Source organism: Janibacter sp. LM, from assembly GCF_039631275.1.
GTDB lineage: Bacteria > Actinomycetota > Actinomycetes > Actinomycetales > Dermatophilaceae > Janibacter > Janibacter terrae.
In genome coordinates this window covers 38683-64181 of record NZ_JBDIVG010000025.1, presented here as the reverse complement: position 1 = coordinate 64181, position 25499 = coordinate 38683, and the positions used below count along the sequence as shown (strand labels likewise).

24 protein-coding genes are annotated in these 25499 nt (G+C 72.5%); 11 read left to right on the top strand and 13 right to left on the bottom strand.

The window, feature by feature from the left end:
* Positions 1 to 187: 187 nt before the first annotated feature.
* The gene (locus ABC138_RS13570; RefSeq protein ID WP_345914018.1) at positions 188 to 1669 is read right to left on the bottom strand and encodes an NAD-dependent succinate-semialdehyde dehydrogenase; all 1482 of its coding nucleotides are present in this window, start codon (positions 1667 to 1669) and stop codon (positions 188 to 190) included.
* 83 nt (positions 1670 to 1752) lie between these two features.
* On the opposite strand from ABC138_RS13570, the gene ABC138_RS13565 reads away from it, so the two are divergent.
* Complete coding sequence (locus ABC138_RS13565; RefSeq protein WP_345914017.1) at positions 1753 to 3030, top strand: aminotransferase class III-fold pyridoxal phosphate-dependent enzyme; 1278 nt, start codon at positions 1753 to 1755, stop codon at positions 3028 to 3030.
* Positions 3031 to 3033: 3 nt separating this feature from the next.
* Entirely contained in the window at positions 3034 to 3528 is a 495-nt protein-coding gene (locus tag ABC138_RS13560) for a DUF3830 family protein (RefSeq protein ID WP_068328166.1), read from the top strand.
* A gap of 7 nt (positions 3529 to 3535) precedes the next feature.
* On the opposite strand, the gene ABC138_RS13555 is transcribed toward ABC138_RS13560, so the two are convergent.
* Together ABC138_RS13555 and ABC138_RS13550 are read right to left on the bottom strand one after the other, a co-directional pair.
* A complete protein-coding gene (locus tag ABC138_RS13555) occupies positions 3536 to 4036 on the bottom strand; it encodes a hypothetical protein (protein WP_345914016.1) in 501 nt (166 codons plus the stop codon).
* 273 nt (positions 4037 to 4309) lie between these two features.
* A complete protein-coding gene (locus ABC138_RS13550) occupies positions 4310 to 6904 on the bottom strand; it encodes an alpha/beta hydrolase fold domain-containing protein (RefSeq protein WP_345914015.1) in 2595 nt (864 codons plus the stop codon).
* 202 nt (positions 6905 to 7106) lie between these two features.
* Here ABC138_RS13550 and ABC138_RS13545 point away from each other — a divergent pair, with 202 nt between their 5' ends.
* The gene (locus ABC138_RS13545) at positions 7107 to 9383 is read left to right on the top strand and encodes a LuxR C-terminal-related transcriptional regulator (RefSeq protein WP_345914014.1); all 2277 of its coding nucleotides are present in this window, start codon (positions 7107 to 7109) and stop codon (positions 9381 to 9383) included.
* A gap of 100 nt (positions 9384 to 9483) precedes the next feature.
* Here the strand turns inward: ABC138_RS13545 and ABC138_RS13540 are convergent, their stop codons facing one another.
* Positions 9484 to 10854: an amidase gene (locus ABC138_RS13540; RefSeq protein WP_338539207.1), complete on the bottom strand. Its 1371-nt coding sequence runs from the start codon at positions 10852 to 10854 to the stop codon at positions 9484 to 9486.
* Entirely contained in the window at positions 10851 to 11840 is a 990-nt protein-coding gene (locus ABC138_RS13535) for a D-2-hydroxyacid dehydrogenase (protein WP_345914013.1), read from the bottom strand. Before ABC138_RS13535 ends, ABC138_RS13540 begins: the two co-directional genes overlap by 4 nt.
* 70 nt (positions 11841 to 11910) lie before the next feature.
* On the opposite strand from ABC138_RS13535, the gene ABC138_RS13530 reads away from it, so the two are divergent.
* Genes ABC138_RS13530 through ABC138_RS13520 form a run of 3 tightly spaced genes read left to right on the top strand, consistent with a single transcriptional unit; the run spans position 11911 to position 14040 of the window.
* Positions 11911 to 12657 carry an Asp/Glu/hydantoin racemase gene (locus ABC138_RS13530; protein ID WP_345914012.1) on the top strand — a complete coding sequence of 249 codons (747 nt, stop codon included), beginning with the start codon at positions 11911 to 11913 and terminating at the stop codon, positions 12655 to 12657.
* Entirely contained in the window at positions 12654 to 13385 is a 732-nt protein-coding gene (locus tag ABC138_RS13525) for a maleate cis-trans isomerase (RefSeq protein ID WP_345914011.1), read from the top strand. Before ABC138_RS13530 ends, ABC138_RS13525 begins: the two co-directional genes overlap by 4 nt.
* Positions 13372 to 14040, top strand: a complete 669-nt coding sequence (locus tag ABC138_RS13520) for a GntR family transcriptional regulator (protein ID WP_068328140.1) — start codon at positions 13372 to 13374, stop codon at positions 14038 to 14040. Before ABC138_RS13525 ends, ABC138_RS13520 begins: the two co-directional genes overlap by 14 nt.
* Before the next feature lie 68 nt (positions 14041 to 14108).
* Here ABC138_RS13520 and ABC138_RS13515 read toward each other — a convergent pair whose 3' ends face one another.
* Positions 14109 to 15311, bottom strand: a complete 1203-nt coding sequence (locus tag ABC138_RS13515; RefSeq protein WP_345914010.1) for a Glu/Leu/Phe/Val dehydrogenase dimerization domain-containing protein — start codon at positions 15309 to 15311, stop codon at positions 14109 to 14111.
* A 129-nt stretch (positions 15312 to 15440) separates the two neighbouring features.
* Here ABC138_RS13515 and ABC138_RS13510 point away from each other — a divergent pair, with 129 nt between their 5' ends.
* A complete protein-coding gene (locus ABC138_RS13510) occupies positions 15441 to 16382 on the top strand; it encodes a LysR family transcriptional regulator (RefSeq protein ID WP_068328138.1) in 942 nt (313 codons plus the stop codon).
* On the opposite strand, the gene ABC138_RS13505 is transcribed toward ABC138_RS13510, so the two are convergent.
* The 3 genes from ABC138_RS13505 to ABC138_RS13495 are packed head-to-tail and all read right to left on the bottom strand — an operon-like array spanning position 16379 to position 18296.
* Positions 16379 to 17005: a DUF998 domain-containing protein gene (locus ABC138_RS13505; RefSeq protein ID WP_068328132.1), complete on the bottom strand. Its 627-nt coding sequence runs from the start codon at positions 17003 to 17005 to the stop codon at positions 16379 to 16381. The genes ABC138_RS13510 and ABC138_RS13505 overlap by 4 nt on opposite strands.
* Positions 17002 to 17361: a hypothetical protein gene (locus tag ABC138_RS13500; RefSeq protein ID WP_345914009.1), complete on the bottom strand. Its 360-nt coding sequence runs from the start codon at positions 17359 to 17361 to the stop codon at positions 17002 to 17004. The genes ABC138_RS13505 and ABC138_RS13500 overlap by 4 nt, the downstream gene beginning before the upstream one ends.
* A complete protein-coding gene (locus ABC138_RS13495; protein WP_345914008.1) occupies positions 17358 to 18296 on the bottom strand; it encodes an alpha/beta hydrolase in 939 nt (312 codons plus the stop codon). Before ABC138_RS13495 ends, ABC138_RS13500 begins: the two co-directional genes overlap by 4 nt.
* Positions 18297 to 18387: 91 nt before the next feature.
* On the opposite strand from ABC138_RS13495, the gene ABC138_RS13490 reads away from it, so the two are divergent.
* From ABC138_RS13490 to ABC138_RS13480, 3 genes are read left to right on the top strand one after another with little or no spacing between them, the layout of a single operon-like run.
* Complete coding sequence (locus ABC138_RS13490) at positions 18388 to 19029, top strand: DUF3105 domain-containing protein (protein ID WP_345914007.1); 642 nt, start codon at positions 18388 to 18390, stop codon at positions 19027 to 19029.
* Complete coding sequence (locus tag ABC138_RS13485) at positions 19026 to 19658, top strand: DUF305 domain-containing protein (protein WP_345914006.1); 633 nt, start codon at positions 19026 to 19028, stop codon at positions 19656 to 19658. The genes ABC138_RS13490 and ABC138_RS13485 overlap by 4 nt, the downstream gene beginning before the upstream one ends.
* Before the next feature lie 5 nt (positions 19659 to 19663).
* The gene (locus ABC138_RS13480) at positions 19664 to 20707 is read left to right on the top strand and encodes a threonine/serine dehydratase (RefSeq protein ID WP_345914005.1); all 1044 of its coding nucleotides are present in this window, start codon (positions 19664 to 19666) and stop codon (positions 20705 to 20707) included.
* On the opposite strand, the gene ABC138_RS13475 is transcribed toward ABC138_RS13480, so the two are convergent.
* The 4 genes from ABC138_RS13475 to ABC138_RS13460 form a co-directional block, all read right to left on the bottom strand.
* Positions 20656 to 21204 (bottom strand): GNAT family N-acetyltransferase, encoded by a 549-nt coding sequence (locus ABC138_RS13475; RefSeq protein WP_345914004.1) that lies wholly within the window; start codon positions 21202 to 21204, stop codon positions 20656 to 20658. The genes ABC138_RS13480 and ABC138_RS13475 overlap by 52 nt on opposite strands.
* A gap of 66 nt (positions 21205 to 21270) precedes the next feature.
* A complete protein-coding gene (locus ABC138_RS13470; RefSeq protein WP_345914003.1) occupies positions 21271 to 21417 on the bottom strand; it encodes a hypothetical protein in 147 nt (48 codons plus the stop codon).
* Positions 21418 to 21430: 13 nt separating this feature from the next.
* The gene (locus ABC138_RS13465) at positions 21431 to 21592 is read right to left on the bottom strand and encodes a hypothetical protein (RefSeq protein ID WP_345914001.1); all 162 of its coding nucleotides are present in this window, start codon (positions 21590 to 21592) and stop codon (positions 21431 to 21433) included.
* Positions 21589 to 21837, bottom strand: coding sequence for a type II toxin-antitoxin system prevent-host-death family antitoxin (locus ABC138_RS13460; RefSeq protein WP_338539200.1), 249 nt, complete (start codon positions 21835 to 21837; stop codon positions 21589 to 21591). The genes ABC138_RS13465 and ABC138_RS13460 overlap by 4 nt, the downstream gene beginning before the upstream one ends.
* A 94-nt stretch (positions 21838 to 21931) precedes the next feature.
* On the opposite strand from ABC138_RS13460, the gene recC reads away from it, so the two are divergent.
* Positions 21932 to 25489, top strand: a complete 3558-nt coding sequence (gene recC / locus ABC138_RS13455) for an exodeoxyribonuclease V subunit gamma (protein WP_345914000.1) — start codon at positions 21932 to 21934, stop codon at positions 25487 to 25489.
* The last annotated feature ends 10 nt before the right edge of the window (positions 25490 to 25499 follow it).

The window sequence follows — 25499 nt, the reverse complement described above, 5'->3', positions numbered from 1 at the left end:
CCCGCTGGACATCCCTTCGCTCACCCCTCGGCAACCCGGTGCGGGTCACCCAGCGGCCGAGGGCTCCGCGCAGGAGGGTTCGGGGCCTGACCACTCGACAAGAGAAACCTCGCCTCCGCAAGAGTTTCAAACTCTTGCGAAGGCGAGGTTTATCGGGTGACCCGAGAATCCTGGGGCACCTGAGGCGTCACACCCGCACCCCGATGTACTTGGTCTCGAGGAACTCCTCGATGCCCGTCGTCCCCCCTTCGCGGCCGAGGCCGGACTCCTTGATGCCGCCGAACGGGGCGGCGGGGTTGGACACCACGCCCTGGTTGAGGCCGACCATGCCCGCCTCGAGGGCCTCGCTGACCCGCAGGCCACGGTCGAGCCCCTGCGTGAAGACGTACGAGATCAGGCCGAAGGGGGTGTCGTTGGCCAGGCGGATCGCCTCCTCCTCGGTGTCGAACTCGGTGATCGCCGCGACCGGCCCGAAGATCTCGGCCTCGGCCATCTGCGCGTCGGCGGGCACGCCGGTGAGGACCGTCGCCGGGTAGAAGTAGCCCTCCCGGTCGGCCGGTTCGCCGCCCAGCCGCGCCGTCGCTCCCCGCCCGACCGCGTCGCGGACGAGCTCGTCGACCTTGTCGACCGCCTTCTGGTTGACCAGCGGCCCGACGACGACGCCCTCCTCGACCCCGCGCCCCATGGGCAGCGCGCCCATCCGCTCGGCCAGGCGCCGCGCGAACTCGCCCGCGACGGAGCGCTGCACGAGGATCCGGTTGGCCGCGGTGCAGGCCTGGCCGATGTTGCGCATCTTGGCCGCCATCGCCCCGTCGACCGCGACGTCGAGGTCGGCGTCGTCGAAGACGAGGAAGGGGGCATTGCCCCCGAGCTCCATCGACGTGCGCATGACCGTCCTGGCGGCCAGCTCGAGCAGGTGCTTGCCGACCGGGGTCGAGCCGGTGAAGGAGAGCTTGCGCGAGCGCGGGTCGAGGATCATCGGCCGCATGACCTCGTCGCTCCGGCTCGTCGTCACGACGTTGACGACGCCCGCGGGCAGGCCCGCCCGCACGAGGATGTCCGCGAGCGCGAGGGTCGACAGCGGGGTCTCGGCGGCCGGCTTGATGACCGAGGTGCAGCCGGCGGCGATGGCCGGGCCGATCTTGCGGGTGCCCATCGCCATGGGGAAGTTCCACGGGGTGATGAGCACGCACGGGCCGACGGGCTGCTTGGCGACGAGGAAGCGCGAGCCGCCGGCGGGTGCGGTCATGTAGCCGCCGTCGATGCGCACGGCCTCCTCCGCGAACCAGCGGAAGAACTCGGCGGCGTACGCGATCTCCCCCTTCGCCTCCGTCAGCGGCTTGCCCATCTCGAGCGTCATGACCAGCGCGAGCCGGTCGACGTCGGCGAGCATGAGGTCACGGGCCCGGGTGAGGATCTCGCTGCGCTCCCGAGGTGGCGTCCTGGCCCAGTCGGCCTGGGCCTCCGCCGCGGCGTCGAGAGCGGCCGCGGCCTCCTCGGGGGAGGCGTCGGCGACCTCGACGAGGGGCTCGCCGGTCGACGGGTCGACGACCGGCATCGTCTCCCGGGTCTGGCGCCACTCACCCCCGATGAAGAGGCCCGTCGGCACCGAGGCGATCGCCTCGCGCTCCTGCTCGCGGGTGACCTCTGGCGTGTGCGTCGTGGTCATGGAAGGCTCCTTCGTCAGCGTCCTTGCCGTCCCCCTCACCGTAGACGTATTGTCAACAATCAGACGAACAACCGGAGGTACCGATGACAGCGCTGTCCCCCCTGCTCAAGCAGGCCACCCCCGTCACGATCGACCACGCCCTCGGCAGCGAGATCTTCGACGTCGACGGCAACCGCCACCTCGACTTCACCTCCGGCATCGGGGTCGTGAGCACCGGCCACTGCCACCCCAAGGTCGTCGCGGCCGCGCAGGAGCAGGTCGGCAAGCTCATCCACGGGCAGTACACGACCGTCATGCACCAGCCGCTGCTGGCGCTCGTCGACAAGCTGGACGGCGTCCTCCCTTCGCACCTCGACAGCCTCTTCTTCGCCAACTCCGGCAGCGAGGCGCTCGAGGCCAGCCTGCGCCTCTCCCGCCAGGCGACCGGCCGGCCCAATGTCATCGTCTTCCACGGCGGCTTCCACGGCCGCACCGTCGCGACGGCGACGATGACGACGTCCGGCACCCGCTTCTCGGCCGGCTTCAGCCCCCTCATGGGCGGGGTGCACGTCGCCCCCTTCCCCACCGCCTACCGCTACGGGTGGAGCGAGGAGGAGGCGACCGCCTTCGCGCTCAAGGAGCTCGACTACATCCTCGCCACGCTCACCTCGCCGCAGGAGACCGCCGCCTTCATCGTCGAGCCCGTGCTGGGCGAAGGGGGGTACATCCCGGGCAACACCGCCTTCTTCCAGGGTCTGCGCGAGCGGGCCGACAAGCACGGCATCCTCCTGGTGATGGACGAGGTCCAGACCGGCTTCGGCCGCACGGGCAAGATGTTCGGTCACCAGCACTTCGACGTGCAGCCGGACATCATCACGCTGGCGAAGGGGATCGCGTCCGGCTTCCCGATCTCCGGCATCGCTGCGTCGCAGGAGCTGATGAGCAAGGCGTGGCCCGGCTCGCAGGGTGGCACCTACGGGGGCAACGCCGTCGCCTGCGCCGCTGCCGTCGCCACCCTCGAGGTCATCGAGGAGGAGGGCCTCGTCGCCAACTCCGCCGAGCGCGGCGCCCAGCTGCTCGAGGGTGCGAGGGCTGCGGCCGCCCTTCGAGACGGTCGCGGGGCGACCTCCTCAGGGACCAACGGCATCGGTGACGTGCGCGGCCTCGGCCTGCTCGTCGGCAGCGAGTTCACCGCCGCCGACGGGACCCCGGACACGGCCCGCGCGCAGGCCGCCCAGCAGCTCGCCGCGACGAAGGGCCTGCTGCTCCTCACCTGCGGCGCCCACATGAACGTCGTGCGGATGATCCCGCCGCTCGTGGTGACCGCCGAGCAGGTGGACGAGGCCCTGGAGATCTGGGGCAAGGTCCTGGCGGAGGTCTGAGCCATGCCCCGGTACATCACGATCGCCCTCGAGTCGCGCGGCGTGGTGTGCCGGGCACGGCTCCTCGACGACGAGGCGCCGTTGACCTGCGACGCCGTGTGGGACGCACTGCCGGCGGGCGGTGACGCCTTCCACGCGAAGTACGCCCGCAACGAGGTCTACACGCTGCTCCCGCGGATCACCGCCGCACCCCACCGGGAGAACCCGACGATCACGCCCATCCCCGGAGACGTGTGCCTTTTCGACTTCGAGCCCTGGGAGATCGGCAACCCCGCGTACGGGTACGACCCGGGGTCGACGGCGCACGCCGAGCAGGGCGCCACCGACCTGGCGATCTTCTACGGCCGCAACAACCTGCTCATCAACGGAGACCTGGGCTGGGTGCCCGGCTCGGTCTTCGGCGCGATCGAGGAGGGGCTGACCGAGATGGCCGAGGCCTGCAACGACCTGTGGCGCCACGGGTTCGCCGGGGAGCGGCTGGTCTTCGCGCGGGGGTGAGCAGTCCTCAGAAAGGCACGTCCCGGTCAGGGAACGTCTCCTGCAGCCAGACCCTGGCTATCGACGTGTCCTGCGCGGTGATCGCATGGCCGACGGGCAGCACCTCGTGGGTTACGGCAGCATGCATGTCGAGCACCGCGCCGGCGAGCAGGTCCGGGTGCGACATCAGCATGGCAGCCGCCATGATCGCTCCGTTGGAGAAGCCGACCACCACGGGTCGGTCGCCGATGTCGCGCCCCATACCCAGGATGAAATCGCGAAGAACGGGAGTCCTCGCCGCGAGGTCTTCCTCGTCGATCCGCCGGTCTGCGTGGCGTCGGGAGAATGCGTGACCGCCCGGCGTGACGACTCGCCCACGCACCCCGAGCTTCGTGGCTGTGGGTGAGAGTCGATGGGCAAGCTCCAGCAGGTCGAACTCGTCACCATCCGATCCATGAAGGAGCACCAGAGGAGCGCTTCCGTTGTTGGTACCGGGGACCAGGACATGCTCATGGGGTGGAGAGCTCACGCTTCATCCTCCACCCGAGCCTGAGGCCGAGCAACGGCCAGCACGAGGTCGTCGGGGACCCGAGGCCGATGAGTTGTCCACGAAGAGAGGGCCTGCTTCGTCCGCTGGATGCAGACCGACGCGGACAGCAACGTCACCGTCCCCGAGCAGGGCCGTACTACGACACCTTCAAGGTAGAGAGACGTCCTGCGCACCAAGGGTCGTCCCGGTGCATCTGGTGGCGGATTTCGCCATGAGATGCACCAGGACGACCTCGTGTGCTCGCCGCCTCGGTCAGGCAGGCGCGGGTGCAGGCACCTGCGCGAACTGCTTCACGAGGAACTCACCCGCGAGCGCCCGCTGCTCCTGCGCGCGGAAGACCGCGCCCGAGAGCAGGTAGACGTCATGAGCCAGGCCGGCCGAGCGACGCACGGTGGCCCGCCCACCCGCGGCAAGGATCTGCACGCCGAAGTCCTCCGCCTCGTCGCGCAGGGTGTCGCACTCGTTGGTGATAACGAGCGTCGGTGGCAGGACGGACAGGTCAGCGGCGTCGAGGGCCAGACGCGGGTCGGTGACGTCCTCGGCCGAGGTCGCGTACTGCTCGCCGAACCACGCGAGGTCGTCGAGCTCGATGACGTAGCCCTCGGCGAACTGCATACGAGAGGGCGTCTCGACGGCGGCGCTGACCAGCGGATTGATGAGCACCAGGGCGGACAGCTCGATACCTTCGCCGGGCGCCTGCAGTGCCGCGGCCGTCACGAGGGTCCCACCGGCCGAGTCCCCGGCGAGGGCGATCCGCGAGGGGTCACCACCGTGCTCGGCAGCGTGCTCCACCGCCCAGCGAAGGGCGGCGCTCGCGTCGTCGTGCGCCGCCGGGAAGCGGTGCTCGGGGGCCCGACGGTACGTCGCCGAGACGACGATCGCGCCGGTCCGGTTCGCGAGGTCTCGCACCGGCTCGTCGATCATGTCGAGGCTGCCGGTGACGAAACCACCGCCGTGGAGGTACACGACGACGGGCTTGCTCCCTTCCCCCTCGGGCACGTAGACCCGCAGACGTTGGCCGGCCTCCGGCCCGTAGGAGTGCTCGGTGACCGACGCGACCTCCTGCTTGGGGGCCTGCATGTCGACGAAGGACTCGACGACGGCGCGCGCACCCTCCACGCCGGCCGCGCGGAAGCCGGGGAACTGCTGCTGGCGCAGCGCCTCGACGATGAACATGACGCACGGGTCCAGGGCAGGCGAGCCGGTGGCGGTCGCCAGCCCGGCCGTGTCGGCCGCGAAGACGAAACCGCGGTAGTCGTTGCGCTGCACGTTGTCGCAGATCGCCCGGTAGCGAGGCGCGCCGCCGAGGTAGACGAGCACGCGCCGTGGCTTGCCGGGGATGTTGGCGCCCATGTACCACGACGTCGCCGACTTCGGCAGCAGGGTCATCTGCGCGACCGCGTTGACCTCGTGCACCCACTGCTCCTGCGCCTGGGGGGTCGCGTCCACGACGACGTGGCCGTGCTCGCGCATGTGGGCGATGGTGTCGCCGATGAGGTCGACGTGGTCCTCGATGGCGAGCGGCATGTTGTACAGCACCGACGGGCTCTGCGGTCCGGTCACCATGAAGAGGTTGGGGAAGCCGGAGACCGTGAGCCCCAGGTAGGTCTGCGGACCGTCGGCCCACTCGTCGGCGAGGCGCACACCGCCGCGCCCGGTGATGTCCATCGCGAGGAGGGGGCCGGTGCAGGCGTCGAACCCGGTCGCGAGCACGAGGACGTCGACCTCGTGGACGGTGCCGTCGGCGAGCCGCACCCCCTCGGGCACGATCGCGTCGATGGCATTGGTGCGCACGTCGACGACCGAGACGGTCTCGCGGTTGAAGGCCTCGTAGTAGTCGGTCTCGAGCGGAGGGCGCTTCGTCCCGTAGGGGTAGCTCGTCGGGCAGAGCAGGTCAGCGGTCTCGGGGTCCTGCACCCGCTCCCGGATCCGGCTGCGGATGTACTCGGCGGCCGTGTCGTTGGCCTCCTGGTTGGTCAGGACGTCACCGAAGCTGTCGATGAAGAGGCGGAAGCCGCCACGATCCCACCGGTCGTCGTAGACCGCGCGCCGCTCCTCGGCGCTCACGGCGAGCGCCGAGGGCTGGACGTCCTCGTAGGGCACGCCGAGGAAGTGGTTGCGCGAGGCCTCCCGGATCTCCGCGTAGCGCGCCTTCTCGGCGGCCTCCTCCTGCGGGTCGGTCGGGTAGTTGCCGATGGGGGTCGCGTAGTTGGGCGTGCGCTGGAAGACGGTGAGCGACGCCGCCTGCTTGGCGATCTCGCTGATCGCCTGGATACCGGTCGAGCCGGTCCCGACGATGCCGACCCGCTGGCCGCCGAGGTCGACGTCCTCGAGCCAGTTGCCCGTCTGGAGCACCCGCCCGGCGAACGTGTCGATCCCCGAGAACTCGGGCGTCTTGGGCACCGAGAGGGTGCCACCACCGGAGACGAACCAGCGGGCGGTCGTGACCGCACCGTCGTCCGTGGCGACCTCCCACAGGCTCGCGGCGTCGTTCCACGTCACGGCCGTCACCCGCGTGCCGAAGCTGAAGTCCTTGCGCACGTCGAAGCGGTCGGCGACGTGGTTCAGGTAGCGCAGGATCTCCGGCTGCGCGGGGAAGCGCTCGCTCCAGTGCCACTCCTGCTGCAGCTCCTCGCAGAAGGAGTAGGAGTAGTGGACGCTCTCGATGTCCACGCGCGCCCCCGGGTAGCGGTTCCAGTACCAGGTGCCGCCGACGTCCTCGGCAGCGTCGAACCCGTGGACGTCCAGCCCCATCAGGTCGCGGAACTTGTGGACGCCGTAGATCCCGGCGAAGCCGGCGCCGACGATGATGACGTCGTGGTCGGGCGAGGTGGTCGTGTCGTTCATCAGGACTCCTTTGTCCGGGCGGCCGATCCGCCGTGACACCGAACGTGGCAGGTCGTCGCCCACCTCCACAGGGTGAGATCACCCCTTGCACCACCCCATGCGCCCACCGGGTACCCCGATGGTCATGCCGTCCCGCCACCCGGGTTCCGTCCCGCGCGCCACCGGGTGACAGCCGCCGTCAACGCCCCTACGGTGCAGACCCATGACGCGCGTGCGGCCGATGACCTCCTTCATCGGCAGAGAGCGGTCCCTGCGTGCGACGCGGGCGATGCTGGGTGAGTCGCGCCTGGTGACCGTGACCGGCCCGGGTGGGATCGGCAAGACCAGGCTGGCTCGCGAGGCGCTCGCGCGTGCTGCCGCGGCGTTCCCCGAGGGCACCGCGGTCGTCGAGCTCGCCGATCTCCAGGAGGACGGCGAGGTCGCATCGGCCGTCGCCTCGGCCCTCGCTGTCCCCGACCAGTCCGCGCGCTCGCCGGTCGACCAGATCGTGCGCCACCTCAGCGGTCGGCGCACCCTGCTGCTCGTCGACAACTGCGAGCACGTCCTGGACGCCACCGCCGACCTGCTGCAGACGCTCCTGGGCGCCGTCGAGGGATTGTCGGTCATCGCCACCTCCCGCGAGCCGCTCGGCCTGCCCGGCGAGCAGATCCACGCCCTCGGCCCCCTCGACCTCCCCGACCCGGAGCGGGACGACGCCGCGCAGATCGACGGGTCGGAAGCGGTCCGGCTGCTGGTGGACCGTGCCCGCGCCCTCGTACCGGACTTCGCGGTCACCGACGACAACCGGGCGGCCGTCGTGCAGCTGTGCGCGCGACTGGACGGCATGCCCCTGGCCATCGAGCTCGCCACCGCCCGGTTTCGCAGCCTGTCGGTCGAGCAGGTCCTCGACCGGCTGGATGCCCGGTTCATCCTGCTGACCAACGGCACGCGCGGCGACCCGGCCCACCACCGCACCCTGTGGGCGCTCGTCGACTGGAGCCACGACCTGTGCACCCCCGCGGAGCAGCGGTTGTGGGCCCGGCTGTCCGTCTTCCCCGCCAGCTTCGACCTCGACGCCGCGGAAGCGGTCTGTGCCGACGCGGAGCTGACCGAGACCGAGCTGCTCGACGTCCTCGACCGGCTCGTCGCCAAGTCGATCGTCACCGCCGAGCCGCACGGTCCGACGATGCGCTACCGGCTGCTCGTCACGATGCGCGAGTACGGCGCGCACCAGCTGGGCGAAGGGGAGGACCGCGCCGCGACCAAGCGGCGTCACCGTGACCACTACCTCGCCCGGGCCGAACGCATGGTGGGTGGGTGGTGCGGCCCCGACCAGCCGCGCGCGCTGGCCGTCATGCGTGAGGACCATCCCAACCACATCGCCGCTCTCGAGTGGTCGGTGTCCGTCACCGGCGAGGAGCACCAAGCAGCACGGCTGGCGGCGCTGCTGCGCTACCACTGGATCGCAGGTGGGCGGCTCAGTGACGGACGGCGGTGGCTCGAGCGCGTCCTCGACCTCGACGTGGCCCGCTCCCCCGGGCGGGGAGCCGCCCTGTGGGTGGCTGCGTGGGTCTGCCTCATCCAGGGCGACCGCGACCGGGCCCAGGTGCTGCTCGAGGAGTGCCGCGCCATCGCGGTGACCCTCGACGACGAGGTGCTCATGGCCCACGCCGACCACTGGACCGGGCTGTGGCACGCCTTCTGCGGGCGCACCGCAGCCGCCATCGACCACTACCGGGCGGCGATCAGCGTCTTCGACCGGCAGGGGCTCGATGCGCCCGCCGGCACCGCCCTCTTCCAGATGGCCATGGCCCAAACCTACGAGGACGAGCACGCGGCGGCTCTCGCGACGTGCACCCGGGTCCTCGACCTCAGCGAGCGGCACGGCGAGCAGTGGTGCCGCGCCTACGCCCTCTGGGTCACGTCGGTCTGCCAGTGGCACCTCGGTGACGCCGAGGCCGCAGCGCGCGCAGGCGTCGCCGCGCTGGAGCTGCAGCGAGCCTTCCAGGACGGGATCTGCATCGCGCTGACAGTGGAGCTGCTCGCCTGGCTGGCACACGACGCCGGTGACGACGAGCGCTCCGCGGAGCTCTCTGGTGCCGCCGGGTCGGTCTGGGCCCAGATCGGCACCTCGATCGAGGCCTTCGGCCCCAAGATCCATGCGGAGAGCCGCGCCGTCAGGGGTGAGGTCGACCGACGTCTCGGCGCGGGCCGGGCCGACCGTCGGCGGGCGTCTGCCGCCGGGGTGACCCGGCTCGGCGCGGTCGAGCTCGCCCTCGGTGCCCACTCCGAGGTGGCGGACAGCGAGGAGGCCCCCCTGACGCCGCGGGAGCAGCAGGTCGCCGCCCTCATCGAGCGGGGCCTGACCAACCGCGCGATCGCGGAGCAGCTCGTCATCTCCCCGCGCACGGTCGATGGCCACGTGGAGCGGATCTTCGGCAAGCTCGAGGTCACCTCCCGCAGCCAGATCGCGGCCTGGGCCGCCGGGCGTGACCGCTGACCATCGTGCGTGCGCCTGAGGTGTGCACAACAGGTCGTGCTCGTGCATCTCGTGGCTGATTCCGCCACCGGGCGCACCAGGACGACCCTTGGTGCTCGTCTCAGCCCGCGAGGACGCCCTCGACCCACCGCGCAGCAGCCAGGACCAGGTCGTCCGAGTGCCGCGGGCCGACGATCTGCAGTCCCACGGGCAGTCCCGCCGCGGTCGTGCCGCACGGGATGCTGATCGCCGGCTGCTGGGTCATGTTGAAGGGGTAGGTGAAGGGGGTCCAGTCGGGCCAGCCGCGCAGGCCGCTGCCCGGCGGCACGTCGTGCCCGGCCTCGAAGGCGACGATCGGCATCGTCGGGGTGAGCAGCAGGTTGTGCCGCTCGTGGAAGGCGCCCATCGTGATGCCGAGCTGCGCCGCCACGGCCCGCGCCTGGAGGTACTCGACACCGGAGCTGGTCTCCCCTTCGTCCCAGATGCGGCCGAGGCCGGGGTCGACCGTCTCGCGCGCACCGGGCATCCCGCGCAGGAGCGTCGCGGCACCGGTCGCCCAGAGCAGCTCGAAGGCCTCCCGCGGGTCCTCGAAGCCGGGGTCCTCGGCCTCGACGACCATCCCCGCGGCAGCGATCCGCGCGACGGCGGCATCGACGATCGAGCCGACCTCGTCGTCGACCTGCGCCCAGCCGAGGTCCCGCGAGTAGGCCACGTGCAGCCCGGTGAGGTCACGGGCCAGCTCACCGCGGAAGGTCCGAGTCGGTGGCGCGAGCGAGGTGGGGTCGCGCGGGTCGGGCATCGAGAGGATGTCCATGAGCACGGCCGCGTCCTCGACCGTGCGGGTCATCGGACCCGCGTGCGCGAGGGGGCCGAAGGGGCTCGCGGGGAACATCGGGATCCGCCCGTGCGTGGGCTTGAAGCCGACGATCCCGCAGAAGGACGCGGGGATCCGCACGCTGCCGCCGCCGTCCGTCCCCACCGCGACCGGGCCCATGCCGGCCGCGACCGCCGCAGCCGCGCCCCCCGACGACCCCCCGGCGGTCGTCGAGGGGTCGGCCGGGTTGCGGGTGATGCCGGTCAGGGGTGAGTCGGTGACGCCCTTCCACGCGAGCTCGGGCGTCGTCGTCTTGCCGACGAAGACCATCCCGTCCGCGCGCAGCCGGGCCGCGACGGGCGAGTCGACCGTCCACGGCTGGTCCGGGTCGATCGCCCTGGAGCCGCGAAGGGTGGGCCACCCCTCGGTGAGGAAGATGTCCTTGATCGAGATGGGCACCCCGTCGAGCAGGCCCTGCGGGTGCCCGGCACGCCACCGCTCCTCCGCGGCGCGCGCCTGGACGAGGGCCGACTCGCGGTCGACGAGGCAGAAGGCGTTGATCTCACCGTCGGCCGCCTCGATCCGGTCGAGTACCGCGTCGGTCGCCTCGACCGGGGAGAGCTCGCCGGACCCGTAGGCGGCGACGAGCTCGACGGCGGTCATCTCGGTGGGGTTCATGCACTGCTCCCGTCGGTCGGTACGTAGCCCAGCGAGGTGTCGACGACGTGGAGCAGCGGCTCCTCGTCGACCCACCGGGCGAAGTTGTCGGCGAAGAGGCGCACGAGCTCCTCGCGCCACCCGACGAAGTCCCCGGAGCTGTGCGGCGTGATGTGCACGCCCGGCATGTCCCACAGGGGGTGGTCGGCAGGGAGCGGCTCGGTGTCGAGGACGTCGAGGACGGCGCCGGCGATGTCCCCTTCGCGCAGGGCGTCCACGAGGTCGTCGGTGACGACGGACTCGCCGCGCCCGACGTTGATGAGGCGGGCGTGGTCGGGCATCACGCGGAAGGCGGCGGCGTCGAACATGCCGCGCGTCGCGTCGGTGAGCGGGGCGATGCAGACGACCCAGTCGGCCGCGGCGAGCGCGTGGTGCAGCTCCTCCTGCGCGGTGACGGTCCCGAAGTCGGGGTCGTCGGTGCGGGCGCGGCGCCCCGACCCGCTCACCTGCATGCCGACCGCCCGCAGCAGCCGGGCGATGGCGCGCCCGATCCGGCCGGTGCCGACGACGAGGACGCGGGAGCCCGCGACCCGCTCGGACTCGCGGTGGACCCAGCGGTGCGCCTGCTGCAGCTCCCAGGAGCGCGGCAGGTCCTTGGCGATGCTCACGACCTGCCCGAGCACGTACTCGGCGATGGCCTCGTCGAAGACCCCGCGCGAGTTGGTGAGCACCACGTCGCTGCCGCGCACCTCGGGCGAGAGGATCGCGTCGACGCCCGTGGAGGCGACGTGGATCCACCTCAGGGCGTCGGCCGCGTGCCAGGCCTGCGGGATGGCGCTGGAGAAGAAGTCGTAGGCGAAGAGCACGTCCGCCCCCGCGAGCGCCGCCGGCAGCTCCTCGGCGCTCGCGTAACGCACCTCGCGCGCCCGCTCGCGGACCGGCGCCATCGCCTGCTCGCTCGGGAGATCACCGTCGTGGAGCACCACGACCACGGACTGCCTGGGCATGTTGACAACGTATGAGCGGGTTCCTAGATTGTCAACAATCTGGCAATCCCGGTCGAAGGGAGGTCCTCGCGTGGAGCTGACCGGCACCGAGTTCGACGGTCCGCTGGCCCAGCGCGGCATCGGGGTCATCGCCCCCTTCGACCTCGCCCTCGAGCGGGAGCTGTGGCGGTGGGCGCCGCTGGAGGTGAGCTTCCACCTGGCGCGCACCCCCTTCGAGCCGGTGCCGGTGAGCCTGGAGATGGCGCAGCGCGTCTCGGACGTGGCGGCGCTGCAGGCGGCGACCCGTGAGCTGCTCGGGGTCGAGCCGGAGGTCGTGGCCTACCTGTGCAGCTCGGGCAGCTTCGTCCACGGGCGCGAAGGGGAGGTCGCGCTCGGTGACGCGATCCGCGCGGCCGGCGCCCCCGACGCCGTGACCTCCTCCGGTGCCCTCGCCGAGGCGGTGACCGCCCTCGGGCTGCGGCACGTCTCGGTCATCACGCCCTACGACGAGCCGCTCACCGAGCGGCTCGTCGGCTTCCTCGGCGAGCTCGGGGTCGAGGTCGTCACGGCCCAGCACCTCGGGCTCGGCGGCGGCATCTGGCGGGTCAACTACCGCACCGTGGCCGAGCTCGTCTGCGCCGCGGACGACCCCGCGAGCGAGGCGCTCTTCGTCTCGTGCACCAACCTGCCGACCTACGACATCATCGGTCCGCTCGAGCGGGACCTCGGCAAACCGGTGCTCACCGCCAACCAGCTGACCGTGTGGGCCTGCCTGGCCCGCATGGGGCTGCCGACGACGGGGCCGGGTCGATGGCTCCGGGAGGTGTTCGGCCCGTGAGCGCACCCACTGCCGGGATCATCTACCCGGACCACGCGGCCGAGGACGAGTACCCCTGGGCTGCCGCGCTGCTCGGCGTGCACCTGCCCGTCACGCACGTCTACGGCACCGACCTGCACGCCGTGCCCGAGCTGCTCGACCTCGGCCGGCCGGACCGCCTCGCCGCGGGCGCTGCGGCGCTGGCCGAGCACGCGCCCCAGTCGGTGGTCTGGGCGTGCACGTCGGGCAGCTTCGTCTACGGGCCGGAGGGTGCGCAGCAGCAGATCGACCAGCTCGCCGCTGCCGCAGGCGTGCCCGCGTCGAGCACGAGCGCGGCCTTCGTCGCCGCCCTGGCCGACCTCGGCCTCACCCGGGTCGCGGTCGCCGCGAGCTACCCGCGCGAGGTGGCCGCCCTCTTCGTGGACTACCTCGCGGCCGCGGGCATCGAGGTCGTCGCGATGGGCAGCGCCGGCATCGACACGGCCGCGGAGGTGGGGGGCCTGGCCCCCGAGCAGGTCCTCGAGCTCGCCGTCGCCCACGACCGTCCCGAGGCGCAGACGCTCCTCGTGCCCGACACGGCGATGCGTACCCTCGCGGTCATCCCCGACCTCGAGGCGCGGCTGGGCAAGCCGGTGCTCACCGCCAACCAGGTGACGATCTGGCAGGCGTTGGCCCTCGCCGGGTCGAGGCCCACGTCCTCCGTGCTGGGGGCCCTCTTCGCGCAAAGGCAGGACCATGCCCGTCAGTGACCTGACCCCCAACCCGCGCCGCTCGACGGTCGAGTACCTCGCCGACGAGCTGCGCGGCGCCGTCATGACCGGGCGCCTCGAGCCGGGTGAGCAGCTCGGCGAGGCGGACCTGGCCGCGCACTTCGAGGTCTCGCGCGGCCCGCTGCGCGAGGCCATGCAGCGCCTCGTCTCCGAGGGCATCCTCCACGCGATCACCAACCGCGGCGTCTTCGTCAGCGAGCTGACCCTCGAGGACGTGCGCGACGTCTACCGGACCCGCTCGGTCATCGAGCGGGGCGCCCTCGAGGTCGTCCTCGACGAGGGCCGCCGCGAGGCCACCGCCGGCGAGCTCGACGAGGTCGTCCGGCGGATGCGTCAGGCCGCCGCGAAGGGGGACGGCCCGGCCGTCTCGGACGCCGACCAGCACTTCCACGAGGTGCTCGTCGAGGCCTCCGCCAGCCCGCGCCTCATCCGGGCGATGCGCACCCTGCTCGTCGAGACCCGGATGTGCCTGGGCGAGCTGCGCACGACCTACACCGAGCTCGAGACCCAGGTCGACGAGCACGAGGCCCTGCGCCGCACGATCCTCGAGGCGACCCCTGCCCGCGCCAAGGCGGCGCTGCAGGCCCACCTCGACGATGCCGTCGAGCGGCTCGTCGCCAAGCGCACGCCCTGACCGCGCCGACACTCGGGTGATGGCTCCTATCCGGACCGGATAGGAGCCATCACCCGAGTGTCAGGACGTCAGGGGATGACGATCTGGGCGCCCTCGAGCAGCCGCAGGTTGGTCGCGGCGAGCGCGAAGGCGGTGTCGCGCATCGGCGTGCCCTCCTGCGTCCACGCCCGGGCGAGCACCGCGACCTTCGAGCGCATCTCGCTCGACAGCCGCCGGAAGGAGTCCTCCGGGTCGGTCCCGACCTGCCCCTGCAGCAGCCACCAGGCCCAGGCCGCGGCCCCCGTGTTGGCGATGAAGTCCGGCACGACCGGGATGCCGCGCCCGGTGAGCGTGTCCTCGGCCCCCCACGTGGTCGCGGCGTTGGCGGCCTCGACGACGACGCGGGCGGCCACCCCTTCGACGTTGGCCTCACGGATCGCGTACGAGACCGCCGCCGGCACGAAGATGTCCGCGGTGATCTGCAGGATCGCGTCGCGGTCGAGCTGCTGCACGTGGGACGGCACCTGCGTGCGGTCGATCTCCCCGTACTGGTCGCGCAGGTCGAGCAGCGTCGGGATGTCCAGCCCGGCGGGGTCGACGAGCGTGCCGCGCGCGTCGGCGATCGCCGTGACCCGGGCGCCCGCCTCGTGCAGGTACCACGCGGCGCCGCCACCCATCGTCCCGATGCCCTGGATCGTGACCTCGGTCTCGGGCACCGCCCAGCCGAACCCGTCGGCGACGCCGAGGCAGGCCTGCGCCACGCCGTAGCCGCCGATGATGTCGCCGAGCGGCAGCCCGTCGGTCATGACCGCCAGTCCCGCGTGCACCCGCTCGAGGGTCGCCTCTGGGTCCGGGGAGCGGGTGATCGCCGCGTGGAAGGACTGCGACAGGCCGATCTCCTCGAAGACGTCGTCGATGAGCTGCTGGGTCACGCCGAGGTCCTCCGCGGTGACCCAGTGGCCGTCGAGCCACGGGCGCATCGCGTCGAAGAACCTCGAGAGGACACCGAAGGCCCGCGGGTCCTTCGGGTCGAAGTCGATGCCCCCCTTCGCCCCGCCGACCGGCAGACCGAAGGCGGCCGTCTTGGTCGCCATCCCGCGCGCCAGGTCCGCGACCTCGTCCCGCGTGCAGCCGGGACGCATCCGGGTGCCACCCGTCGCGATGCCGCAGACGAGGGTGTGGACGACGAGGTACCCGTGGGCCCCGGTCACCGGATCGACCCAGGTGACCTCGTGGGCCGCGGCGTGGTCGACGAAGGCGTGGGACGGGTCGGTGCTGTGGGTGAGGGTCACGGGGAACCACCTTCTGCGTCAGGAGCGATGGCCCCAGCGTCAGCGTGTGACGCCGTTGACGTCCAGTTACGGAAGGTGCGCCTGATCGTGCACCTTCTGTGCACGATCCGCGCCGCCTACTGTGGGCGGATGGAGCTGTCCCTGCGACGACTGCAGATGCTGCGCGAGCTGCACCGGCGCGGCACGATCACCGCTGCCGCCCAGGCCCTGCACTACAGCCCCTCCGGCGTCTCCCAGCAGCTCGCCCAGCTCGAGCGCGAGGTGGGCGTCAAGCTCATCGAGAAGCACGGTCGGCGGGTGCAGCTCACCGAGCTCGGCCTCCTCCTGTCCGAGCACGCCGAGGAGATCCTCGGCTCCGTCGAGCGGGCGACCGCGGCCATCGAGCAGGCCCAGTCCGGCATCACCGCGCGCCTCACCGTGGGCGTGTGGGCGTCGGTCGCCTCCGGCCTGCTGCCGCGGGCCCTCTCGGCGCTGGCGCTCGAGCACCCCGGCATCGCGGTGCGCACCACCGAGCTCGTCCCGGAGGAGACCGCCGACGCGGTGCGCGACGGGCTGCTCGACATGTCCTTCGTCATCGACTACTCGGGCCACCCCGTCGACTGGGACCCCGCGGTCCAGCGGTCGGTCGTCGCCGTCGAGCGGCTGCACGCAGCCGTCCCCGAGGGTGTCCTGCCCGGCGACAGCGTCTCCCTCACCGAGCTGGCCGAGTACCCGTGGATCCTCTCGGGGCCCCGGTCGCACTTCGGCCGCGCGGTCCGGGTGGAGTGCCACGCGCACGGTTTCGAGCCGCGCATCGTGCACACCGTCGAGGAGCAGTTCACCGCCCTGGCGATGATCGCCGGCGGCCTCGGGGTCTCCCTCGTCTCCGACCTCGGCCTGACGCTGCTGCCGCCGGGCGTCGACGTCGTGCCGCTCGAGGAGACGATCCTGCGCACGGTCTCGGTCGCGCACCGGGCCAGCTCGACGCCGCGCCCGTCGATCGACCTCTTCGTCGAGGCGGTGCGCACGGCTGCGGACGAGCAGGGCCTCACCGTCGCTGGCGTGCCCCCGGAAGAGGCGAGACCCTCCTAGGGCTGGGCGGGCGGGCGGGCGTGCAGCAGGAGCACTGCCCCGGCCACGACCTGCCAGACGATGACCGCGTCGACCGCGAGCCGCTCGGCCAGCCCGAAGCCGACCACCCCGGTCCACATCAGGACGATCCCCGCGCACGACACGAGCGCGCAGACCGCGGCCCAGCCGGCGAGGGCCGGGTACCGGCGCGCGAGGGCGATCGTCAGCGCGACGAGCAGCAGCGTGCCGCCGACGATCGCGAGCACCGCGCCGGTCCCGTGCCCGTTGGCCCGGTCGGAGGTCAGGCCCGTGGGCACGAGACCGACGACGACGACCCCGAGCCCGTGCACGACGGCGAGAGGGAGCACCGCCCAGCGCCACCGCGGGACCCACGGGGCGAGGACGAGCGCGGCGAGCGCGACCCGCACACCCGAGACGACGAAGGTCGCGTTCATCGCCCCGTGCCGCGTCGACTCGGCGCGGTCGGCATCGGTCCACATGACCTCGGGCACGCCGAGCGCGCTGATCGCGTCACGGGTCCAGCTGTACGGACGCCCCTGCCAGCCGCCGACGGCCCAGGCCTCGCCGAGCAGGTAGAGCACGGCGAGCAGGAGCAGCAGCCCGCCGAGCCGCAGTCGCGTCACGCGTCGGGCGAAGGGGGGCTCGCCGGCGGCTGGTCGCCGCCCGGCTCCCGCCCGCCCGGCTCCTGCCCGCCCGGCTTCTGGTCGGCCACGAGGTCGACGCCCGCGGCCAGCCCCGAGCGCACCCTGCCGAGGAACCCGGCGCCCGTGCCACCGGTCACCCGAGCGACCTCGCTCTCGGCGCGATCGAGGAACCCGTGGGCCTGCTCGCGGTGGTCGGCGGCGAAGGTCCCGACGAGTCCCACCGCGTCCTGGGCGATCTTCGCCGCGGCCGCACCGGCCTCGCCGAGCCGCCGCTCGAGCTCGAGGTCCTCGATGGCCCGGCGGGCATCACGCTTGTCCTCGGTCACGTCGGTCACACTCCCTTCGTCACGGGCAGGTGGGCATCGAGCCAGCCGATGACGTCCGCCGTGACCTCGTCGCGGTTGATCTCGTTGAGCAGCTCGTGCCGGGCACCGGGGAAGATCTCCACGGTGACGTCCCGGACGCCGCCGGCACTGAAGGCCTCGGCCACGGCACGCGCGCCGCGGCCGTCCTTGCCGCCGACGGGGTCGTCGGAGCCGGAGACCACGAGCAGCGGCAGGTCGTGCGGGACCCGGGCGGCGAGGCCCTGCAGGCGACCGACCCCGCCCAGCAGGTCGGCGAAGAACCCGGCGGTGAAGACCTCGCCGCAGCGCGGGTCGTCGACGTACTTGCGCACCTCGGCCGGGTCGCGGGAGAGCCAGGCGAAGTCGCCCTCGTCCTTGAAGGGCTTGTTGTAGGCGCCGAAGGTCAGCGCGTCCATGAGCCGGGACGTCGTGCGGCGACCGCGGATGCGCGCCTGCAGGGTCGCGACCACCTGGCCGACCTTGCCGAGGAGGCCCGGGTCGCCGGCGGTGCCGGAGAGGACCGCGCCGGCGAGGGCGTGCCCGTACCTGGTGATGTAGTCGCGGCCGAGGAGCGAACCCATGGAGTGCCCGAAGAAGAAGACGGGCAGGTCGGGGTGCCGCTCGGCGATGGCGTCCGAGATCGCATGCAGGTCCTCGACGACCGTGTCCCAACCGTTGTCGTCGGCGTAGTAGCCGCGGTCCTCGACACCGCTCGAGGTCTCCCCATGTCCTCGGTGGTCGTGCATCCACACCGCGTAGCCGGCGTCGGTGAGGGCCTGCGCGAAGCGCTCGTAGCGACCCGAGTGCTCGGCCATGCCGTGGGCCATCTGCACGACCCCCTTCGCCTGCGCGTCCGGGAGCCAGATACGGACGAAGAGCGGCAGACCGTCCTGCGGAGAGGTGATGGTGGTCGTCTCGGAGCGCATGGCGCCAGACTAGTGGCGAGAGCCCCCAGTGGACTTTCAGTTGACGGTGCAATAATCGGCCCCAGACCCGCCCCCCGACCCCGAGGGACCCATGAGCAGCAAGAAGTCCACCAACCTCTCCGCCCGCGAGGCCAAGCTCGCCGAGGCCCGCAAGGCTCAGCAGTCGGCCGACCGCCGCCGATCCCTCCTCCTCGCCGGCGCCGCCGGCCTGGTGATCGTCTTCATCGCCGGCGCCGTCCTCTGGGCGATCCTCGGTGAGCGCGACGAGCGCGCGGCCGCGGGCGACCTCGGGTCCGTCAAGACCTTCGACTACAAGGGCGGCAACCACGTCAACGGCCGGGTCGACTACAAGGAGTCGCCGCCGGTCGGAGGCGAGCACAACGGCGTCTGGCTCAACTGCGGCACCTACGACGAGGCGGTGCCCGACGAGCACGCGGTCCACTCGCTCGAGCACGGTGCCGTCTGGATCACCTACGACCCGTCCCTGCCCGAGGCCGACGTCGACAAGCTCGACGACGCCCTGCCGGACACGTACACCCTCCTCTCCCCCTACGAGGGCGACATGCCGAGCAAGATCGTCCTGTCCGCCTGGGGCCACCAGCTCGCCGTCGACTCGGCGGACGACCCGCGGATCAAGGGCTTCATCAAGGAGTACCGCCAGGGGCCGCAGACCCCTGAGCCCGGCGCCGCCTGCACCGGCGGGGTGACCCCCGAGACGAGCCTCGTCAAGTGACCCCCCGGGTCGTCCTCGCCGCCGTCGTCGCGCTGGCCGTCGGGCTCGTCGCCGGGCTGCTCGTCAGCCGCGCCGGCGGGGACGACCTGCCGGCCGACGACAGCGTCGCGGCAGGCTTCGCCCGCGACATGCAGACCCACCACGACCAGGCCGTCGAGATGTCGTGGATCATCTACGACCGCACCGACGACCGGTTCGTGCGCTCGCTCGCCTACGACATCGCGCGCACCCAGTCGCACCAGTCCGGCCAGATGGCCGGCTGGCTGCAGACGTGGGGCCTGAGCCCGACCGGGCCCGGCGAACCGATGGACTGGATGAAGGGCCTGGGCCACTCCCACGGCGACGAGGCCTCCGAGCTCACCGACGACGGGCTCATGCCCGGCATGGCGAGCCAGGAGGAGATCACCAGGCTCGAGGGCCTGGAGGGCGAAGAGGCGGAGGTCTACTTCCTCCAGCTGATGATCCGCCACCACGAGGCCGGCGTGCCCATGGCCGAGAACGCGCGCGACTACGCCAAGAACGAGGCCGTCGAGACCCTCGCCACCTCGATCATCAACAGCCAGACCAGCGAGGTCGAGACGATGACGACGATGCTGCGGGAGCGTGGCGCGAAGCCGCTGGCAGAGTGAGTCCCATGGACTTCGGCATCGACACGATCAAGGCCGCGGCGCGGCGGCTCGACGGACGCGTCCGACGGACCCCGCTGCTCTCCTCACCGATGCTCGACGAGCTGGTCGGCGCGACCGTGCTCGTCAAGGCCGAGGCGCTGCAGCTGACCGGCTCGTTCAAGATCCGGGGCGCGCTCAACACGCTGCTCTCGCTGGACGACGAGGAGCGGGCGGCCGGCGTGCTCGCCTTCTCCACCGGCAACCACGGCCAGGCGGTCGCGGCCTCGGCGCGGATGACCGGCTCGACCGCGACGATCGTCATGCCGCAGGACGCCCCGCGGATCAAGGTCGACGGGTGCCGCTGGTGGGGCGCGGAGGTCGTCTTCTACGACCCGGCGACGCAGGACCGCGAGGAGGTCGGGCGCGGCCTCGTCGCCGAGCGCGGCCTGACCCTCGTGCACCCCTACGACGACGTCCGCGTGATGTCGGGCCAGGGGACCGTGGGCCTGGAGATCGTCGACCAACTGCGCGAAGGGGGTCACTCCCCCGACGCCGTCGTCCTCCCGTGCAGCGGTGGTGGGTTGTCGTCGGGGGTCATCGAGGCGGTCCGCTCGACGTACGACGTCGCCCCCTTCGTCGTGGAGCGCCACGGGTACCCCAAGATGGCGCGCTCGCTCGCCTCCGGCCGGGTGGAGAAGGTGCCGGCGGTGCCGGTCTTCCTCGACGCGATCGGGTCGCCGACCGTCGGTGAGCACACGCTCGCCGCGCTCTCACGGCACCCGGTCACCGCGCTCGAGGTCACCGACGACGAGGCCCGGGTCGCGATGCGCGAGGCCGTGCGCACGCTCAAGCTCGTCGTCGAGCCGGGCGGCTCGGCCGCGCTCGCGGCGGTGCTGGCACAGCGGGAGCGGTTCGCCGGTCAGACCGTCGTCGTCGTGGCGAGCGGCGGCAACGTCGACGCCCCGGTCCTCGCCGACGTGCTGACGGCGAGCCTGTCAGGCCCGCCCGGCAGCGGCCCTCAGCCGAGGCGTGCTGCCAGCTCCTCTGACGTGACCTCCCGGTCCGCGTAGACGAGTCGGACGGCGTCAGGGGCCCCCTCAGCGGGGCCGCGGTGGACCAGGGTCATCCCGAGCCGCTCGGCGACCCGACGGGAGGCGGTGTTGTGCTCGAGGAGCCGGGCGAGGACCGGGCCGTCGGGCCTGACCTCACGCGCGACGGTGAGCGCGGGGGCGCAGGCCTCCGTGGCCAGGCCCGCGCGACGGGAGTCGGGGGCGATGGCGTAGCCGAGGTTCCACCAGCCACCCGGCCGCAGCCAGCACCCCGCGTTGCCGAGGAAGGCGCCGTCGTCGAGCGAGCGCACGATCCACGGTCCCAGCCCGTCGCGCTCCCACCCGTGCAGCCAGCCCGCGAGCATGACGAAGGTCGTCCGCTCATGGCTCTGCAGATCCTCTGGGGAGTGCGCCCAGGTCCGCGGGTCCGAGTAGATGGCGTGCAGGTCCGACAGGTCTTCGATGGTCGGGATGTCGAGCCGGAGCCGCTCGGTGCGCACGTGCTGCAGATCGCCCATGTCAGGTGGGAGCGATGACGGTGAAGCCGAGGTCGCGTGATGCCTCAGCCATGCGGTGATCGTAGGTCACGACGGCATCGGCCCCGATGCGTACGGCTGCCGCGAAGTCAGGGCGTCGAGCGACCTCAGGCGAGGACCGCCGAGCAGCCCCGCCTCGCGGAAGAGCGAGGCCGGCACCTCGAAGAGGTTCACCCGCTCGACCAGCTGGGACACCACCTCCTGGACGTCACCCCTTCGCTGCGCTGCCCGACGCAGGCTCCGTCTCGAGCAGCAGGCAGGCCACGAGGTCGGGTGTCTCGGTGTCCAGGTGATCTGCCAGGACGCTCGATTCCCGCGCCTCGATCACGAGCTTCAAAGCCGCCGAGGTGTCGAGGTACCAGCAGCTCACCGATCGCCGCGCACGTCGTCGAGGATCTCTTGAGTGGACTCGGTGGCGTGGGCCCGGCGGATCTCGGCGAAAGGCGATCGCTTGGTCGCCGGCCGCAGACACTGCAGGTCCGTCTGCTCGGTGAAGGGTGACAACGTCGCCACGGGGACTCCGCGACGCGTCACGGTGTAGCTCTCGCCCCGCTCGACGCCGCGCATGATCTCTGCGTTGTCGTTGCGCAGCTGCCGCTGGCTGATGGTGCTCATGGATCACCGTAGCGCGCTGTAGCACATGACCGCGGACGTCGAGCATGTGGATGGTCCACCACGCGCTGTCGGTCGGCGCGGATACGGTCTGCATGTGGCCCTACACCTCCACCGTGCGCAGCGCACCGACACCCTCGCCGAGGACCTCGGTGGGCTGCTGGCGAGCCCGCTGCCGGACCCCTTCGCCCAAGAGGTCGTCGTCGTGCCCGAGCAGGGCATCGAGCGCTGGCTCGCGCAGCGGCTCTCGCACCGCCTCGGCACGGGCGAAGGGGGTCAGGACGGGGTGTGCGCGGGCGTCACCTTCCTGCGGCCGCGCTCGCTCGTCACGATGCTCACCGGCCGTGACGACGACGACCCGTGGCTGCCGCAGCACCTCGCCTGGCCGCTCCTGTCGGTCATCGACGACGCGCTCGGCGAGCCGTGGTGCACGGCCCTCAGCCGGCACCTCGGGCACGGCACCGAGGACCCCGACGGCGTCCGGGCCGGGCGGCGGTACTCCGTCGCGCTGCGCCTCGCCCGACTCCTCCACCGCTACGCGCAGAGCCGACCGACGATGCTCACCGACTGGCGCGAGGGGCGGGACACCGACGGCGCGGGCGCGGCCTTGGACGCCGACCTGGCGTGGCAGGCCGAGCTGTGGCGGCGGCTCGTCGCGCGGGTCGACGCTCCCCCGCCGGACGTGCGCCACGCCGAGACGGTCGCGTCCCTTCGAGACGGCGCTGGCGCGCCTCCTCAGGGAGCGGATGGAGACGGCGCTGGCGCGCCTCCTCAGGGAGCGGACGGAGACGGCGCTGGCGCGCCTCCTCAGGGAGCGGACGGAGATGGGCTCGAGCTGCCGGAGCGGCTCTCGCTCTTCGGCCACACGCGCTTGGCGGTCACCGACGTCGAGCTCCTCCGGGCGCTCGCCCGCACCCGCGACGTGCACCTGTGGCTGCCGCAGCCCTCGCCCGACCTGTGGGAGCGGCTCGCCCCCTTCGCCGACGAGGGCGTCGTGGCCCGCGCTGACGACCGCACGAGCGACCTCGTGCGCCACCCGCTCCTGGCCTCGCTCGGGCGGGACTCGCGCGAGCTGGTGCGGGTGCTGGGGAGCAGCGGGAGCCCGGCCGCCCTTCGAGACGGCGCTGGCGCGCCTCCTCAGGGAGCGGGTGACGGGACGCCTCCTCAGGGAGCGGGTGACGGGACGCCTCCTCAGGGAGCGGGTGACGGCGCGCCTCCTCAGGGGGCGGGTGACGGGGTGCCGGCGCCGCCGAGGAGCGTGCTCGAGTGGCTCCAGGCCGACATCCGCGACGACCACGTGCCCGACGAGGACGAGCGGGCGGCGCGCCAGGTGCCCGCTAACGACCGGTCGATCCAGGTGCACTCGTGCCACGGCCCGGCGCGGCAGGTGGAGGTGCTGCGCGAGGTGCTCGTCGGCCTGCTCGAGGACGACCCGGGCCTCGAGCCTCGGGACGTGCTCGTCATGTGCCCCGACGTCGAGACCTACGCGCCGCTCATCGGGGCGGCCTTCGGTCTCGGTGATCACGGGACCGACGCCGAGGGCGTCGACACCCACCCCGCCCACCGCCTGCGCGTCCGCCTCGCCGACCGCTCGTTGCGCGCGACCAACCCGCTCCTCGACGTCGCCCACCGTGTCGTGGCCCTCGCCGGTGGTCGCCTGACCGCGAGCGAGGTCCTCGACCTGGCAGCGAGCGACGCGGTGCGGCGCCGCTTCCGCCTCGACGACGACGACCTCGCCACCATGACCCGCTGGGTCACCGACTCCGGGATCCGGTGGGGCTACGACCAGGCGCGGCGGGCCCCCTTCGCCATGGAGGTGGAGCACCAGGGGACGTGGCGGTTCGGTCTCGACCGGCTCCTGCTCGGCGTCACCGTCTCCGCCGACGGGCCGCTCGAGGTCGGCGGGGTCATGCCGCTCGACGACGTCGGCAGCGGCTCCGTCGATCTCGTCGGCCGGGTCACCGAGATGCTCGGGCGCATCGGCGCAGGGCTCGACACCCTCGAGGGCGCCGGCACGGCCGAGCAGTGGATGACCGGGCTCACCGAGACCGTCCTGTCGCTCACCGACGTGCCCACCCGCGACCAGTGGCAGGTGGGCGACCTGCGGCGCACCCTCTCCTCGGCCGCCCGGCATGCCGGGGACGACGTGCCGCTGCGCCTCGCCGACGTCCGCGTGCTGCTGCGCGACCAGCTGGCCGGGCGGCCGAGCCGCGCGAGCTTCCGCACCGGCGGCCTCACCGTGTGCACGATGACACCGATGCGCTCGGTCCCCCACCGCGTCGTGTGCCTGCTCGGGATGGACGACGACTCCTTCCCGCGGCAGCAGACGGTCGACGGTGACGACGTGCTCGCCCGCACCCCGCTCACCGGCGAGCGCGACGCCCGCAGCGAGGACCGGCAGCTCCTCCTCGACGCCGTCCTCGCCGCCCGGGACCGCCTCGTCATCACCTACACCGGCGCCGACGAGCACAGCGGCGAGCCCTGCCCGCCCGCCGTCCCCCTCGGCGAGCTCATCGACGCCGCCCGCGAGACGACCACCGCGCCCGTGCCGGTCCGCCAGCACCCGCTGCAGCCCTTCGACGCGCGCAACCTCTCGGGTGGGCAGGGTGACGACGGACCGTTCAGCTTCGACCGGGCCGCGCTGCAGGCCGCCCGGGCCAGTCTGGGCGAGCGCACCCCGCCCGGACGGTTGCTCACCTCGCCGTTGCCCGCCCGCGCCGTCGACGACATCTCGCTCGCCGAGCTGATCTCCTTCTACGACAACCCGGCCCGCGGCTTCGTGCGCGAGCGGCTCGGCGTCGGTGTCTCCCGGGAGGTCGACGAGGTGAGCGACCGGTTGCCGATCGACCTCGACGGCCTCCAGAAGTGGGCCATCGGCGACCGCGCCCTGCGCGCCCGGGTCGCCGGGCACGACCCCCACGCGATCTACCAAGCCGAGCTGCTCCGCGGCGAGCTGCCGCCCGCCGGCCTCGGCCACCTCGCGCTCGAGGAGATCGGACGGGCCGTCGAGGGGCTCATGGCCCAGGTGGCGCAGGGGCCGGCCGAGGAGCCGCGCTCGTTCGACATCGAGGTCGCCCTCCCCGGCGACCGACGGCTCACCGGCACCGTCGACGGTGTGCGCGGTCACCACCTCGTCGACGTCACCTACTCGCGCCTGGCCCCCAAGCACCAGCTCGCCTCGTGGATCCGTCTGCTCGCCCTCACCGCCGCCGGGTCGGACGACGAAGGGTGGCAGGCCAGTGCCCTCGGCAAGGGCAGCCGGGGCTCTGTGGCCCGCACGACCCGCGGGCCCCTGCCGCAGGCCGCTGCCCGGTCGCACCTCGCGGCCCTCGTCGACCTGTACGCGCTCGGGTTGACCGCGCCCTTGCCGCTGCCGGTCAAGACCGCCTTCGCGTGGGCGGAGGTGGTGCAGCGCAACGGCTCCCGGCACACCGCTGCGACGAAGAAGGCCGAGGCGGACTGGTCCGCCAGCCACCTCAGGAACGGCACGGTCATCCCCGGCGAGCGGGACGATGCGTGGTGGCGGCTCGTCCACGGGAGCGAGGCTCCCTTCGCCGTGCTCCTGGAGGACGTCGCCGGCCCCGGGACCGACCTGGCCACCCTCGCGCCCAGGGTCTGGGGTCCGGCCATCGACAACATCGAGAGCTCCGCATGACCGAGGTGAC

What these genes read in the sequence shown, in the direction of transcription:
- ABC138_RS13490 (WP_345914007.1), top strand. Translation starts at nt 18,388, where the DNA reads ATGAGCAGCAAGAAGTCCACCAACCTCTCCGCCCGCGAGGCCAAGCTC.
- ABC138_RS13560 (WP_068328166.1), top strand. Translation starts at nt 3,034, where the DNA reads ATGCCCCGGTACATCACGATCGCCCTCGAGTCGCGCGGCGTGGTGTGC.
- ABC138_RS13480 (WP_345914005.1), top strand. Translation starts at nt 19,664, where the DNA reads ATGGACTTCGGCATCGACACGATCAAGGCCGCGGCGCGGCGGCTCGAC.
- ABC138_RS13535 (WP_345914013.1), bottom strand. Translation starts at nt 11,840, where the DNA reads ATGCCCAGGCAGTCCGTGGTCGTGGTGCTCCACGACGGTGATCTCCCG.
- ABC138_RS13475 (WP_345914004.1), bottom strand. Translation starts at nt 21,204, where the DNA reads ATGGGCGATCTGCAGCACGTGCGCACCGAGCGGCTCCGGCTCGACATC.
- ABC138_RS13540 (WP_338539207.1), bottom strand. Translation starts at nt 10,854, where the DNA reads ATGAACCCCACCGAGATGACCGCCGTCGAGCTCGTCGCCGCCTACGGG.
- ABC138_RS13495 (WP_345914008.1), bottom strand. Translation starts at nt 18,296, where the DNA reads ATGCGCTCCGAGACGACCACCATCACCTCTCCGCAGGACGGTCTGCCG.
- ABC138_RS13545 (WP_345914014.1), top strand. Translation starts at nt 7,107, where the DNA reads ATGACGCGCGTGCGGCCGATGACCTCCTTCATCGGCAGAGAGCGGTCC.
- ABC138_RS13570 (WP_345914018.1), bottom strand. Translation starts at nt 1,669, where the DNA reads ATGACCACGACGCACACGCCAGAGGTCACCCGCGAGCAGGAGCGCGAG.
- ABC138_RS13565 (WP_345914017.1), top strand. Translation starts at nt 1,753, where the DNA reads ATGACAGCGCTGTCCCCCCTGCTCAAGCAGGCCACCCCCGTCACGATC.
- ABC138_RS13550 (WP_345914015.1), bottom strand. Translation starts at nt 6,904, where the DNA reads ATGAACGACACGACCACCTCGCCCGACCACGACGTCATCATCGTCGGC.
- ABC138_RS13520 (WP_068328140.1), top strand. Translation starts at nt 13,372, where the DNA reads ATGCCCGTCAGTGACCTGACCCCCAACCCGCGCCGCTCGACGGTCGAG.
- ABC138_RS13460 (WP_338539200.1), bottom strand. Translation starts at nt 21,837, where the DNA reads ATGAGCACCATCAGCCAGCGGCAGCTGCGCAACGACAACGCAGAGATC.
- ABC138_RS13510 (WP_068328138.1), top strand. Translation starts at nt 15,441, where the DNA reads ATGGAGCTGTCCCTGCGACGACTGCAGATGCTGCGCGAGCTGCACCGG.